At 68.7% G+C, this 12749-nt stretch carries 12 protein-coding genes; 5 read left to right on the top strand and 7 right to left on the bottom strand.

Annotated elements, in window-relative coordinates:
- Positions 1-598 precede the first annotated feature (598 nt).
- From ACQP0P_RS28085 to ACQP0P_RS28095, 3 genes are all read left to right on the top strand, one after another.
- On the top strand, positions 599-841 hold the full coding sequence (locus ACQP0P_RS28085; protein WP_433359728.1) for a hypothetical protein: 243 nt from the start codon (positions 599-601) through the stop codon (positions 839-841).
- Between the two features lie 272 nt (positions 842-1113).
- Positions 1114-2172 carry a hypothetical protein gene (locus tag ACQP0P_RS28090; RefSeq protein WP_433359731.1) on the top strand — a complete coding sequence of 353 codons (1059 nt, stop codon included), beginning with the start codon at positions 1114-1116 and terminating at the stop codon, positions 2170-2172.
- 108 nt (positions 2173-2280) lie between these two features.
- Positions 2281-3228 carry an extracellular solute-binding protein gene (locus ACQP0P_RS28095; RefSeq protein WP_433359733.1) on the top strand — a complete coding sequence of 316 codons (948 nt, stop codon included), beginning with the start codon at positions 2281-2283 and terminating at the stop codon, positions 3226-3228.
- 55 nt (positions 3229-3283) lie between these two features.
- On the opposite strand, the gene ACQP0P_RS28100 is transcribed toward ACQP0P_RS28095, so the two are convergent.
- Both ACQP0P_RS28100 and ACQP0P_RS28105 read right to left on the bottom strand, forming a co-directional pair.
- Positions 3284-3790 carry a lytic polysaccharide monooxygenase auxiliary activity family 9 protein gene (locus ACQP0P_RS28100; protein WP_343977958.1) on the bottom strand — a complete coding sequence of 169 codons (507 nt, stop codon included), beginning with the start codon at positions 3788-3790 and terminating at the stop codon, positions 3284-3286.
- 231 nt (positions 3791-4021) lie between these two features.
- Positions 4022-5350 carry an aminotransferase class V-fold PLP-dependent enzyme gene (locus ACQP0P_RS28105; RefSeq protein ID WP_433359737.1) on the bottom strand — a complete coding sequence of 443 codons (1329 nt, stop codon included), beginning with the start codon at positions 5348-5350 and terminating at the stop codon, positions 4022-4024.
- 312 nt (positions 5351-5662) lie between these two features.
- Here ACQP0P_RS28105 and ACQP0P_RS28110 point away from each other — a divergent pair, with 312 nt between their 5' ends.
- Positions 5663-6274, top strand: coding sequence for a S1 family peptidase (locus ACQP0P_RS28110; protein WP_433359740.1), 612 nt, complete (start codon positions 5663-5665; stop codon positions 6272-6274).
- Between the two features lie 157 nt (positions 6275-6431).
- On the opposite strand, the gene ACQP0P_RS28115 is transcribed toward ACQP0P_RS28110, so the two are convergent.
- The 3 genes from ACQP0P_RS28115 to iscB all read right to left on the bottom strand — a co-directional run bounded on the left by ACQP0P_RS28115 (position 6432) and on the right by iscB (position 9238).
- A complete protein-coding gene (locus tag ACQP0P_RS28115; protein ID WP_433359743.1) occupies positions 6432-6872 on the bottom strand; it encodes a cold shock domain-containing protein in 441 nt (146 codons plus the stop codon).
- Positions 6873-7232: 360 nt separating this feature from the next.
- Positions 7233-7883 (bottom strand): SRPBCC family protein, encoded by a 651-nt coding sequence (locus ACQP0P_RS28120; protein ID WP_433359746.1) that lies wholly within the window; start codon positions 7881-7883, stop codon positions 7233-7235.
- On the bottom strand, positions 7883-9238 hold the full coding sequence (gene iscB / locus ACQP0P_RS28125) for an RNA-guided endonuclease IscB (RefSeq protein ID WP_433359748.1): 1356 nt from the start codon (positions 9236-9238) through the stop codon (positions 7883-7885). Before iscB ends, ACQP0P_RS28120 begins: the two co-directional genes overlap by 1 nt.
- Before the next feature lie 656 nt (positions 9239-9894).
- Here iscB and ACQP0P_RS28130 point away from each other — a divergent pair.
- Positions 9895-10857: a threo-3-hydroxy-L-aspartate ammonia-lyase gene (locus ACQP0P_RS28130; RefSeq protein ID WP_433359751.1), complete on the top strand. Its 963-nt coding sequence runs from the start codon at positions 9895-9897 to the stop codon at positions 10855-10857.
- A 119-nt stretch (positions 10858-10976) separates the two neighbouring features.
- Here the strand turns inward: ACQP0P_RS28130 and ACQP0P_RS28135 are convergent, their stop codons facing one another.
- Both ACQP0P_RS28135 and ACQP0P_RS28140 read right to left on the bottom strand, forming a co-directional pair.
- Positions 10977-11984: a 1-aminocyclopropane-1-carboxylate deaminase gene (locus ACQP0P_RS28135; protein WP_433359753.1), complete on the bottom strand. Its 1008-nt coding sequence runs from the start codon at positions 11982-11984 to the stop codon at positions 10977-10979.
- Positions 11985-12012: 28 nt separating this feature from the next.
- The gene (locus tag ACQP0P_RS28140) at positions 12013-12708 is read right to left on the bottom strand and encodes a GntR family transcriptional regulator (RefSeq protein ID WP_433359756.1); all 696 of its coding nucleotides are present in this window, start codon (positions 12706-12708) and stop codon (positions 12013-12015) included.
- Between the last annotated feature and the right edge of the window lie 41 nt (positions 12709-12749).

The following is a 12749-nucleotide window of genomic DNA, read 5'->3' on the forward strand; positions in this document are numbered from 1 at the left end:
TGTTCCCCATTGCCGCCGAGTTGAATCACCGAGGTTCGGGTAATTAAAGCGCGCACAGAAAGCCGTGTTGCACACTTTGCGCTGCTATGTCCACGGCATCGACACCGGCCATTCCGATTCACATTCAACGGAGATCCTTTTCCGTGGCGCCACGATCACCCTCGGCCATCCCTTTCGAGCCGCCCACCGGGTCCGCCGTGGCCGGCAGCGGCCAGGTCCGCCTGCGGGGAGCCGCCTCGCACGCGACCAGGCCGCGAACGGCGGCGTGCCGCAAACACTTCCCCTGTCACTAAATGCAGCCATAAGGCGAACATAGAGGCTCGTGTCCGAATCGATGTTTAGTGTCGATAAAAAAGACAGTGAAATCAAGATATCCATCGCATTCGACGGACCGGCGGATTAGAATCTGACCCGGTCAGAGCCGAGCCGGGAAAGGTCGCTCCCCGCCCATCTCACACCACGGCGCCGTCCTCGAACTCCCGTCGAAATCCTGTCACCCGAAAATCCGTCGCCTGGAATCTCGCCGTCCGAAGTGCCCCGTTCGAAGTACGCCGTCTGAGAGCCCGTCGTTCACGTCGTCGAACAGGTAGTGATCTCCATGTCCGGCCCCTCCCCCTCCCCACCCGCCGACGGCCCGCGGGAACCGGAGACCGACCCGCCCGGCGGCCTCCCGGCGAAGCTCAAGGAGATCGCCGCGACCGCCCTGGTCACCGGCGGCGTCACCACTCTGTTCGCGGTGCTGACGGACGGGGTGCGGGCACGGGGTGGCGCCCTCGATCGGGGAACTGGCCTACGCCTTCGGCGACAACTGGTACCGCGACGACGCGCGCCAGGAGGGTGACGAGCCGTTTCGCCGGCTGTACGGTCCCCGGGCCGACGCCTGGGTCGCCACCAGCACCGGAGAGGCCAGGCTCGTCGCCGAGGACGTGGCAGCGGGCGGCGCCACCCTCGACATCGGTCCCTCGGTCGCGTCCGACCGCCTGGTGGTCGGCATGATCAGCGGGCGTGCCGAGAAGGTCAGGAAGGAACTGCCGGCGGGGCGGCCGGGCGGCCGGGCGGCCGGGCGGCCACAGCCTCCCGGTCCTGTGGAAGGTGGTCCGATCGAAATTCGGCATGCCGGTGAGCTACCCGCAGCCCGAGCTCTCCACCGCCGGGCTCGTCGCGGTCTCCGACCTCATGCCCCTGGGCGACGTCGTGGACCGGGAGCAGTCCGACATCGTCGCCGAGAGCGTCAGCTCACTGCTCTGCCGGTTCAGGACCGCCAGCCGCGGGACCGGCGGCGAGGAGCTCAACCGGAGCCCCGCCCTGGTGATCCCGCTTCACAGCCTGACGGACTACAACAACGGGCGGTTCAACGACCCCCACTGCCCCGAAGGAGCACCGAGCGGGATGGCCAAGCTCAAGGAGTTCCCCTCTCCCGGGCTCTCCAGGCTGGACTACCCGTTCGTCACGATCAGCTGGCCGGACGAGCGGAGCGAGGAACGCGCGACCGTGCTCGGTCTTCTTCGCTCGTGGCTGGCCGCCAACCCGCTCTTCGGTGAGCGCCCCGATGAAAGGGTGGTCATACGCTCCCCCGCGGAACTGCGAGAGGCCCAGAGCCGGTTCTTCGAACTCCTGCCCCGGCTCGACGTCGAGATCGCCCTCGATGTGTCCGGCTCGATGACCGCACCGCCCCGCTCCCTGCTGGTACGCCTGCGTGAGACCTTTCCCGACATCAAACCGCTGATCACTCCTCGTGACGACCTCGCACTGAGCGCCTTCTCCACGGTCGGCCGCAGGACCCGGGTCAGGGAGCTGCAGCCGGCGGCGGGCCGTGCCGAGTTCGACGAACTGACCAGGAGCGTCGCCGGTACCAGGGCGGAGGGCTCCGACGCCCCGATATCAGACATGATCATGAACCTGAACCGGCGGGCCGGATCTCCCGGGCGTGCCCTCGTCGTCGTGACCGACGGAGGCGTCTTCGACAACGAGCGGCGCGGGGAGAGCGTCGGCGGGACGCTCGCCCGCGCGTCCAATGTCAACGCCCTCCATGTGCTGGCCCTCGGCGACAACGGCTGTGATCGCTCTCCTCCACGTGCCGGGAAGTACCGCGAGTGTGTGGAGGCGGGAGCCGACATGCGGCAGGCACTGAGACACCTGATCTCCAGCCTGCGTGGAAAGGACCATCGTTGACCTCCCTCCCTGGACCGGAGCCCGAGATCTCCACAGTCAAGGAGATTCGATGAGACTGACGCGACGTCCGCGCGCCCTGCTCGGCAGATTAAACCGCGGGCCGGGGTGGTGGCGGGGCTGGTGCTGGCCTCGATGCTCGTCTCCCTCACCGGGAAGGATTCCTCGCTCCTCCCCGGTGAGCCCACCTTCACCACCGGCTGCGGAGGGCCGGACCGGCTCACCGTGGCGACCGGCGCCGACATCACCGCCGGTAGCTTCCGCCGTGACCTGATCGAGGAGTGGAACCGCACGCACACCACCCAGGTCACCCTGGTCGAGGTGGCCGACCGTACGGACGAGGAGCGGGCCGAGATGGCGGGCCGTGCCCGGCTGGGGAGCTGCGCCTACGACGTGCTCTCGGTGGACGTGGCCTGGACCGCCGAATTCGCCCGGAGCGGCTATCTCCTTCCGTACCCTCTCGATTCACAGAGGGCGGGCCTCCTCATGTACAACGTTCTGAAGACGGGCCAGGTGGACGGTGTCCAGTACGCGGTGCCCTTCGTCACCGACATACCCTTGCTGTTCTACCGCCGTGGCCTGCCCGTACCCACCACGACCGAACAGCTCTGGAAGTACGCCGCCGCGAACGGCGGGTACGCCGTGCAGCTCGGCGACTACGAGGGGGGCACCGTCAACCTGCTGGAGGCGGTCCTGTCCGCGGGTGGCAGGATCACCGACGGTGACCGGATCGTGGTGGACGAGGGAGTCCACGGCGAGCGGGCGCGCGAGGCGCTCGCGCGCCGGCGGGCCCTGCTGGAGAACGGCACCCTGGCACGCGGGGCGGAGAACTTCTCCAAGCAGGACACCTTCAACGCCTTCAGGGACGGTTTCCTCGCACGAGGTCCGAAGGACTCCGCGGAGGAGAGCAGCCTCCAGGCGTTCCGCGACGAGGAGGCGGCCTACATGCGCAACTGGCCGTTCGCGTTTCACCGCCTGGCCACGGACCGCTCGATGTACGACGACCACCGGCGCCTGCGCTTCGGCATAGCCGCGCTGCCCGAGCGGCGGCCAGGATGACGGGACCCGCCCCCGCCCCCACCGGGGCGCGGCGGGAGCGGGAGCGGGCCGGGGATCAGCGCTGCAGGTCGACGCAGGAGTAGAAGGCGTTGGCGGTGTCGGCGATGTTCCAGACCGCGAGAACCTTCAGGCGGCCTGTCCTGCCGCCCAGGCTCACGTTGTGGGAGACCGTGGCGCCGGGCTGCCTGCCGCCGTCGTTGAAGACCGCGATCCGGGTGTTGCCGATGTAGTACTCCCAGGTGCTGGTGGCGTGGCGGGCGGTCAGCACCCAGTTGAAGGTGACCGAGTTGCCGACACTCGTGGCCGGCCAGCCCTTGCTCTCGTCGCTGAGCTGGGAGAACCGGCCGACGTTTCCGTGGCAGTTTCGCAGGCCCTTGGGGCCCTCCACACTCTGCGGCTCGTAGATGATGTCGCCGCAGTTGGAGACGCGGCCCTGGGCGCACATGGCCTGACGGCTCGGCGGCGACGAGATGTAGCCGTGCGCGCTGGCCGGTGAGGCGACGAACACGGTGGCGGCGATGGCGATGATCGCCGTCGCGAGGAAGGTGACCGTTCTGCGCATGTACTGCTCCTTCGCTGGGGGGTGACCCAAATATAAAAGAAACTTTCCTAACAGTAAATATTTGAGTCAGCGAATACCCGAGAACATTGTCAGACTTCCTGTCAGCCGGACGTCGCCGGGGCGCCCCGACGATCACTCCCCCTCCGGGCGGGTCCGGGCCCCCGTCAGCGTGGGCGCGTGCTCAACCGCACCGCCGAAGGACTTCGACGACGTGCCGGACCTTGAGGACCCTCAGCCGCGCATCCGCCCCGCGATGTCGCGCACCGCCGCGGCCAGCAGGTCGACATCGTCACGGGTGCTGAAGAGCGCCGGTGTCACCCGCACGCAGCCGCCCCTGGCCGGGCCGCCGCGGTTGACGGTGAAGATCCGGTATCGCTTCATCAGGTCGGTGGCGATCGCGATGTTCTCGGCTTCCGAGGTACGTCCGGTGATCCGGAACGCGGTGATCGTGCCATACATGGCGGGCTCCTCGGGGGTGAGGATCTCCAGGTTGTCGATGTCGAGCACCTGGCCCACCCAGCGGTCGCGCAGGAAGCGCAGTCGCGCCTGCTTGGCGGCGGCGCCCAGGGCGTCGTGGAAGTCCAGTGCGACGTCGGCGGTCAGGACGGGGGCGACGTTCAGGGTGCCGGCGTGCACTCGCGAGCGGATGTCGTCGCGCGGGAAGGTCACGTCATCGAAGGCGACGTCGATGTCGGCCAGGCGATCCTTGCGGATGTAGAGGAACCCCGCCCCCAGCGGCAGGCCCATCCACTTGTGCAGAGAGAATCCGGCGAAGTCCGCCTCCAGATCGCCCATGGTGAAGTCCAGCTGCCCCCAGGAGTGGGCGGCGTCGACGATCACGTCGATGCCCCGCTCGCGGGCCATCGCGACGATCTCCCGCACGGGCACCACCAGTCCGGTGCGATTGTTCATGTGGCTGAGCAGCAGCAGCCTGACCCGGGGATGCTCCCGGAACGCCTGGGCGTAGGCGTCCAGCACCGCCTGGCGGGTCGCCGGCTCGGGAATGACCAGCCGCTCCACCTGGACGCCACGCCGGTCGCGCAGCCAGTTCATGGAGTACTGCATGCTGTGGTAGTCCAGGTCGGCGTACATCACCGAATCGCCGGGGCGCAGCCGCAGATAGCCGGCGATCAGCAGTTGCAGGGCCTCGGTACCGCCACGGGTGAGTGCGATCTCCTCCTTGGAGACCCCGAGCATGGTCGCGATGCGTTTCCTGACCTGGTCCGCCTGCCCCTTGTAGGTGTTGCGCAGCAGGTAGGAGCTCACCTCGTTGAGGTGGTCGGTGTTGCGGTGGTAGGCACGGCGCACCGGCTCGGGCATGATCCCGTAGTAGCCGTTCTCCAGGTTGACGAAGTCCCGGCTGACCCGATATTGCCGCGCCACGGTGCTCCAGAAGCCCTCGTCCCGGGCGAGCCGCCCGGGAGCGACACCGGCGGGAACGACCGGCAGTGCGGCGGCCGTCGATCGGGGCTCCGGTGAGGACGGGGCCGTCGGCCCCGGGGCGAGGGGAACGGCCAGCACACCCAGCCCTGCGACCATCTCACGCCTGGACAAGCTCATCGAACCACTCCACACCGATCAGCGAGGGCCCAGCAGCCCCGGCCTGTTCCAACGGATCAGTCACAGTGTGCGCGAAACGGACTCCCCAGGCGGGCATCCGCGCTGTTCAGGCGTGGCGTGGCGGCACCGGCCCCACCCGGGAGGTCCGGGAACGGCCTGGTGACCCCGCTCGAAATCACCATCCGCGTGGCGTCCGCTCCCTGTGGCCGTGACCGGTGACGGCTGAATTAGCATTACATCACCCGTGTCGCGTCACCAGCCGCAGACACGGGTCCCCTCACGTCCGGAGAAACCGGAGTCGAGGAGAGGCTCATGTCCCGCAGGCACATCGTCACCGCAGGGTGCGTTCTGACGCTTACCTCATCGATCGTCCCGGCTGTCGTCCCGGTTCGGGAGGCGAGCACCTTTGCCGCCTCGTCCACCGGGAAACGGAAACCACCGCCCGATCCCATCAAACGGCTACCGCCGGGCGTGATCGAAGCACTCCAACGCGACTTCGGTCTCACCAGGGCACAGGCCGAGACCCGGCTGCGCAACGAGGCTCGGCTGACGGCGGTCGAAGCGAGGCTCCGCGACATGCTCGGCGGCTGCTTCGGCGGATCCTGGCTCACGGGCACCCTCTCCGAGACCCTGGTGGTGGCCACCACCCGCGCGGCCGACATCCCCCTCATCGTCGCGGCGGGTGCCCAACCCAAGGTCGTTGCCGCGTCGCTCGCGAAGCTCAGGGCGATCAAGCGGAAACTCGACGAGTCCCTGCCGAACCATCCGACCGGAGGAAGCGTCCGCTACGTCGACGTGAAGAGCAACAAGGTGGTCATCCTGTCCAGGTACGCCGAGGCGACCCGGCTCCTGGTCGCCTCCGTCCCGGTGGACAGGTCTCTGGTGGTCGTGCAGCCCTCCACGGAGACCCCTCGGCCCTTCTGACGCCCATCGGGACCGGTGTCCTGACGATCTCCGCCGCACCGTTCAGCCGGCGGAGCGAGGCAGGACGGCCCACCGGCATCGGCTGGTTCTCGTTCGGCGACCGAACCGGCCACGGCCCGCGCGTCCAGGAGGACGCGCGGGCCGCACGCGAGAGGCGTCAGTCGTCGACCCAGCCATGGGATCGGGCGAACGCCAGGAAATGCTGCCGGACCTGCCCGATCTGCGCGCCCGTCAGCGTGGGCGCGTGCTCGATGAGCAGCTCGGTGACCGCGCCGCCGAAGGACTTCGCCGACAGCACGTCACACACGCCGTCGTCGTCGCCGATCTGCTGAAAGGCGACCGGGGAAGGCGTCACCGACGGCGCCGTCACCACGACCGGCCGGCGCGCCGGCGGCGGGTCCACGAGGCTGACCGTCGACACCTTCAGGCCACGCTCACTCTCCATGACCTCGTACTCCACCCGGAGGCCCGGCTGAACCACATGCCGGTTCTCACCGAAGTCGTTGGCGTGGAAGAACACATCCTCGCCTCCTCCGACAGCGGCGATGAAACCGTATCCGCGCACCTCGTCGAAACGGAGGATCGTACCGATTGCCACCACAACACCACCTACACAGAGAATTGCAACGCTTTACATGATCTTGCCGGAACCCTCCGGCCCAAGGATCCGGCCCGCCTGTCGCGCCGGATCACCGCTCTCCTCCTCATCGCTCTGCCTGCCACCACCCGACCTCCCGGGCACCCCACGACCGGATCCACGACCGGATCCACGACCCGATCCGTGGGCGGTCCCGGCACCGGCCGCCTGCCGGGGCCCGCCGAGGGACCGGGCCCGCACCGTCCCCGTTCAGGCCGGACGACCCGATGCTAGCCCGGACGGCGCGCCGCGCGCATCGATCCACGATCATCTCGACCGCTTTCGCCCTCCGTTCGCCGGCTCTCCCGGCCGGCCGGTGCGTCAGAGTTCGCTCGACGCCTCAGCGGCCGGGGCGGTGTAGGCGGCCGTGACCCGATCCGCCGCGGCCCTCGCGCGGGCCTCGTCCGCACCCGCCGCGACGTCTGCCTCATACCACCCCAGGCTGCTGAGTACCATGAACCGCCTGCCCTGGTCGGACGCCGTCCACGCCCCGGCCTCCTGCGGGTCCACGGCCTGTCCTGACGACAGGTGGACGGCCAGGCCCACGAGTCCCAGGTCCCAGCCGACGCCGAGCGCGCCGGGCCCGAACTCCTCCCATCTGTCGTCGACATGAGCGAGGTGCTCAAGCTCGAAACGCGTTCCGCCCTCGGGCTCGGCCGTCAGCCGGACTTCGATCCAGCTGACGTTCCCGCCGTACTCCCAGGTGGCGGCATAGCTCTTGGGCGGGTCGCAGCGCTCGATCCTGCCACCCGCGTTGCCCTGAAGTTGGTAGCGGCCATGGAGCCGCAGGTCACCGGAGATGGGCAGAAACCACCGGGGGATGCGCTCGGGGTTGGTGCAGGCGTCCCAGAGGTCTTCGATCTCGGTGTCGTATGTCTGGCTGACTATCACGACACGCGCCTCACCCGCCTCGAGCACACGGCTGCCGACCCGCCGCCGTACGGCGCTGATCTGCCCGGTGACATCGATCATCAATTACCTCCAGCGTGGAGACCCGGTCCTTCAGGGCCGGGAGGAAACGCGGCACGCTGCCGCACTTCCGGGTGGGTGGTGTAGCCGTAGCCGTCTGCTCGTTGGAGCAGGCGGACGTGGCGGTGGCCGATTCCCTGCACGGTGCCGTGCCAGGTGGTGATGTTGAAACTGCCGGTGCTGCGGACCGCGACCCGCCCGGTGTGAACTCCGGCCTTCTTACCTGTCGGGACGGTCGCGCGGACCAGGTCGCCGGTGGCGAACCCCTTGACCTGCTTGATCCGGGGCAGCCGCAGGCGAGGGAAGCCGTAGCGGTCGGTGCGGATACGGGCGTAGGTGCCGCGCCCGGTCGCCTTGACCACGAGCACGGTGGACGGCCAGGTGGTCACGGCGTCTAGGCGGCCGACGTGCAGCGCGTCCAACGTGTGGGACTTCGGCGCGCCGGTACGGGAGCGGTTCCATTTGGTACGCCCGCCGGAGGCGGCGTGAACGGACAGGCCGGTCGCCTGCAGTGCCTGCCACAGTGCCCACCGGGTGGTGTTGACGGCGGCGGCATCCCGCAGCGGCGCTTTGGCCTGCTTGAGGATTTTTGCGAGGAGGGCGGGTTTGTCCTTGAGGAACTCCTGCACGGGGGTGGCGTTCTTGGTCTGGTTACAGCCGATGCAGGCCAGGGTGAGGTTGCTGATCCGGTCGGAGCCGCCCCGGCTGCGGGGGTGGATGTGGTCGAGGTTGAGCGGTACGCCGCTCGCGCCGCAGTAGGCGCAGGTGCGCCCCCATTTGGTGAGCAGGTATTCGCGGACCTCGTACCCGGCGAGGGTGCCCTGCTGGTATTCGGCTCCTTCGAGCGGTCGCCCGGCTGATAAGGCGTGGGTGTCGAAGGAGACCTTCTCCACGTGGACGGCGGTGACGGGCGCCCAGCGGGTGAGCCGCGCCACCTGCGACATGGTGGTGTCGACGCGGTGTCGCAGCGACGGCGCGAGCCACCCTTTCGGCTTGGTGCGGTTGGAGAAACGGGGGGCGCGGTAACGCAGGTTTTTACTGCGGCGTCGCCGCCGATACTGCGAGCGGGCGGTGAGCTTGTCGCGGATCGCCCCGCCCCGGTGGTCGAGCTGGAGCGCGTACCTGCCGGTCCGGCTCCCGTCGCGCTCGGTGAACACCGCCAGGCCGGTGTGCTTGGAGCCGGGGTCGATGCCGACCTGTACGCCTGCCACGACGGAATCAGCTGCTGTGCGGTCCTTCAGTCGGATAACGAACGGGGTATGCCGGTGAACCACGGCCCGGCCGGAACGGAGGAGTTTCCGCGCGTAGGCCGGGTTCGTGGGTTGCACCGGTTGGCCGTGCTTGTCCAGGACGAACACGACCGGGTGGGCTGGACTGCCCGCTCCCTTCCCAGCCGAAGCCGGGTCGGGGTGACGCCGAGTGGACCGGGTGCCGGCCTGCTCGATCTCCCCTCGCCCAGGTTGAACACCAGGTACCGCCGCGAGGCGGTGTCCGTGAGCCGTTTCGTGCCCACCCTCGGGCGTGTCTGCTCCCACGGATTCCAGAGCGGCAGGCTGAGGAAGCACCCGCCGGCGGGTCTGCGATCTCGTGTTCAACGTAGCCATCACAACGCACCTCCTTGAGCTGATGGCCAGGGCTGGTCAACGCGGGGCTTCAAAGCGCATTACTGCACTTCAAGCCCCCTCCTTCAGGAGGGGGTCGTTGACGCGGTTCTCCTCTGGTCTGGTCCCTCGCCGGGGCGCTGGGGTCGACATCGCGCATCGGTGCGGTGCTCACCGGTTGGGGGGCGTACCTCGGAGCGCGCCAGGAAATATTAGAACGTGCTTAAGCGGTGAGCAGCCGGTTCGGTGAACACGTTCGATTGACCATAGGGATAGATCAGGCCGCTAACTGCGAAAGATGGTAGAAGCGGTGCTTTCCCCTCTCTGGGTAGGATCCTGCCTTTACCGGAGGCGTGCGGATCATCTCATCGAGATCGTGACCCCAGCCGTGTCCAACAGAAAAGAGCCAGCCGATGCCCCAGTCGCCGACCTACGACGACGTCCGGAGCGCCGCCGCCCGCATCGCGTCACAGGCCCACCGGACCCCGGTGCTGCGCTCGCGACTGATCAACAAGCGCGTCGGCGCCGATGTGGTGTTCAAGTGTGAGAACTTCCAGCGTGTGGGCGCGTTCAAGTTCCGCGGCGCGTTCAACGCCCTGTCGCGCTTCACCCCCGGGCAGCGGCGCTCCGGCGTGGTCACCTACTCCTCCGGCAACCACGCCCAGGCGATCGCCCTGGCCGCCCGGCTGCTGGACATCCCGGCCACGATCATCATGCCGCACGACGCGCCGGCCGCGAAGGTGACCGCCACCGAGGGCTACGGCGGGCAGGTCGTCCGCTACGACCGCTACACCGAGGACCGGGAGGAGATCGGCCGCACACTGGCCACCGACCGCGGCCTCACGCTGATCCCCCCGTACGACCACCCCCACGTGATCGCCGGTCAGGGCACCGCCGCCAAGGAGCTGTTCGACGAGGTCGGTGAGCTCGACGCGCTCTTCGTACCTCTGGGCGGCGGCGGGTTGCTGTCCGGCACGGCGCTGTCGACCCGGGCGCTGTCACCGGACTGCATGCTGTACGGCGTCGAACCCGAAGCGGGCGACGACGGCCGGCGATCGCTGCGCCAGGGCGCCATCGTCCACATCGACACCCCGAAGACCATCGCCGACGGCGCGCAGACCCAGCACCTGGGCACCTACCCGTTCGACATCATCCGCCGCGATGTCAACGACATCCTCACCGCCACCGACGCCGAACTCGTCGAGAGCATGAGGGTCTTCGGGTCCATCATGAAAACGGTCGTCGAGCCCACCGGATGCCTCGGTTTCGCCGCCGTCCGCAACCTCGCCCCCCAACTGCGCGGGCAGCGGGTCGGCGTGATCGTCAGCGGGGGAAACGTCGACCTCGACCGTTACGCGGCACTGCTGACCTCTTGACCCGGACCTGTGCGATCAGGCCGGCTGCCGGACCCGTTCTCGGAGGATCCCCGCATGCCTCTGTGGGTCAGGCGGCGGCAGGACGCAGACCCGTGGCGAGGAGGGCGGGGACGCGGAGGTCAGCGGAAGAGGGCGCTGTAGGCGTTGACGGCGGGCTGCCCGCCGAGGTGGGCGTAGAGAACGTTGGAGTCCGGGCCGATCTCACCGCTGCTGACCAGGTCGATGAGCCCGGCCATGGACTTGCCCTCGTACACCGGATCGATGATCATTCCTTCCAGGCCACCGGTGAGCCGCATCGCGTCCAGCGTCGAGGAGACCGGTATGCCGTAGAAGTCACCGGCCCAGCCCTCCAGCACGGTGATCTCGTCCTCCCGCAGGTCGCGCCCGAGACCGATCAGCTCGGCGGTGTTCCGGGCGATCCTCGCCACCTGTGCCCGGGTCGCCTCGATCTTGGCGGAGGCGTCGATGCCGATCACCCGGCGGGGACGGTCCTGGCCGGCGAATCCGGCGATCATCCCGGCGTGGGTGGAACCGGTGACGCTGCAGACGATGATCGTGTCGAAGAACACGCCGAGTTCCCGCTCCTGCTGCTGGACCTCGTAGGCCCAGTTGGCGAAGCCGAGGCCGCCGAGGCGGTGGTCGGAGGCCCCTGCCGGGATCGCGTAGGGCACGCCCCCCGCCTGGCGCACCTCCGCGAGAGCCTGCTCCCAGCTGTCCCTGAAGCCGATGTCGAACCCCTCGTCGACCAGCCGCACCTCGGCACCCATGATCCGGGAGAGCAGGATGTTACCGACCCGGTCGTTGACCGAGTCGGGCCAGTCGACCCAGCTCTCCTGGACCAGCAGGGCCTTCAGCCCCAGCTTGGCCGCGACCGCCGCGACCTGCCGGGTGTGGTTGGACTGCACGCCGCCGATGGAGACCAGGGTGTCGGCGCCCTGGGCGAGTGCCTCGGGGATCAGGTATTCCAGCTTGCGGGTCTTGTTGCCGCCGAAGGCGAGACCGCTGTTGCAGTCCTCCCGCTTGGCCCAGATACGCGCTCCGCCCAGGTGCGCGGTGAGCCGGCCGAGCGGGTGCACCGGGCTCGGCCCGAACAGCAGGGGATAGCGGGGAAAGTCCGCGAGGGACATGTCGTGCTCCTTGGGTTTCCGGGGCGATTCAGCTTGAAAGTTTCCACGCGCCGCCGGCCGCGTCCCCGGTCGCCGAGTCCAGCAGTGGTGCGAGGGTCTGCCAGTTGGCCCGCGCGGCCAGCGCGGCGCCGTCGGCGTCCCCGGCCGCGCACAGCGCGATGATCTCGTCGTGCATTTCCACTGATCCCCGGCCGGTGAGCGAGGAGAAGCGCAGCCGCTCGACCCGGCGCAGCGCGGGGGTGACCTGCTCAAGCACCGACCTGACCACGTTGTTCGCGCACGCCGTGACGGCGACCTGGTGGAAATCGTCGTCGGCGGCCAGCGCCCCGTCGACGTCACCGCGCCGCAGCGCCACCGCGAACCGCTCGTTGGCCTGACGCATCAGGTCGAGTTCCTCGCCCGACAGCACCGGCACCGCTTCGCGCACGGCCAGTTCGTGCATGGCCGCGGCGACGGACTGGGCGTTGCGGGTCTCTCTGTCGTCCAGCGGGCTGACGATGGTGAACCGGCCCGGTTTCGTCTGCACGAGACCTGCCTGTTCGAGACGGGCCAGTGCCTCGCGGATCGGCGTGCGGCTGATGCCCAGCCAGCTGATCAGATCGGCGTCGTTGAGACGTTCGCCGGGCGCGAGGGTGCCGTCGACGATCGCGTCGCGGAGGGCGCGGTAGGCGTCCTCCCGCAGCAGGGATCTGGCGACGAGGCCTTGGCTTTTCGGGACCGGCATGCAAAATATTGCACATCATACTTTGCGTATTGTCAATCGAG

Origin of the sequence: Streptosporangium sp. CA-115845, assembly GCF_050943795.1 — a bacterium.
Classification (GTDB): Bacteria; Actinomycetota; Actinomycetes; order Streptosporangiales; family Streptosporangiaceae; genus Streptosporangium.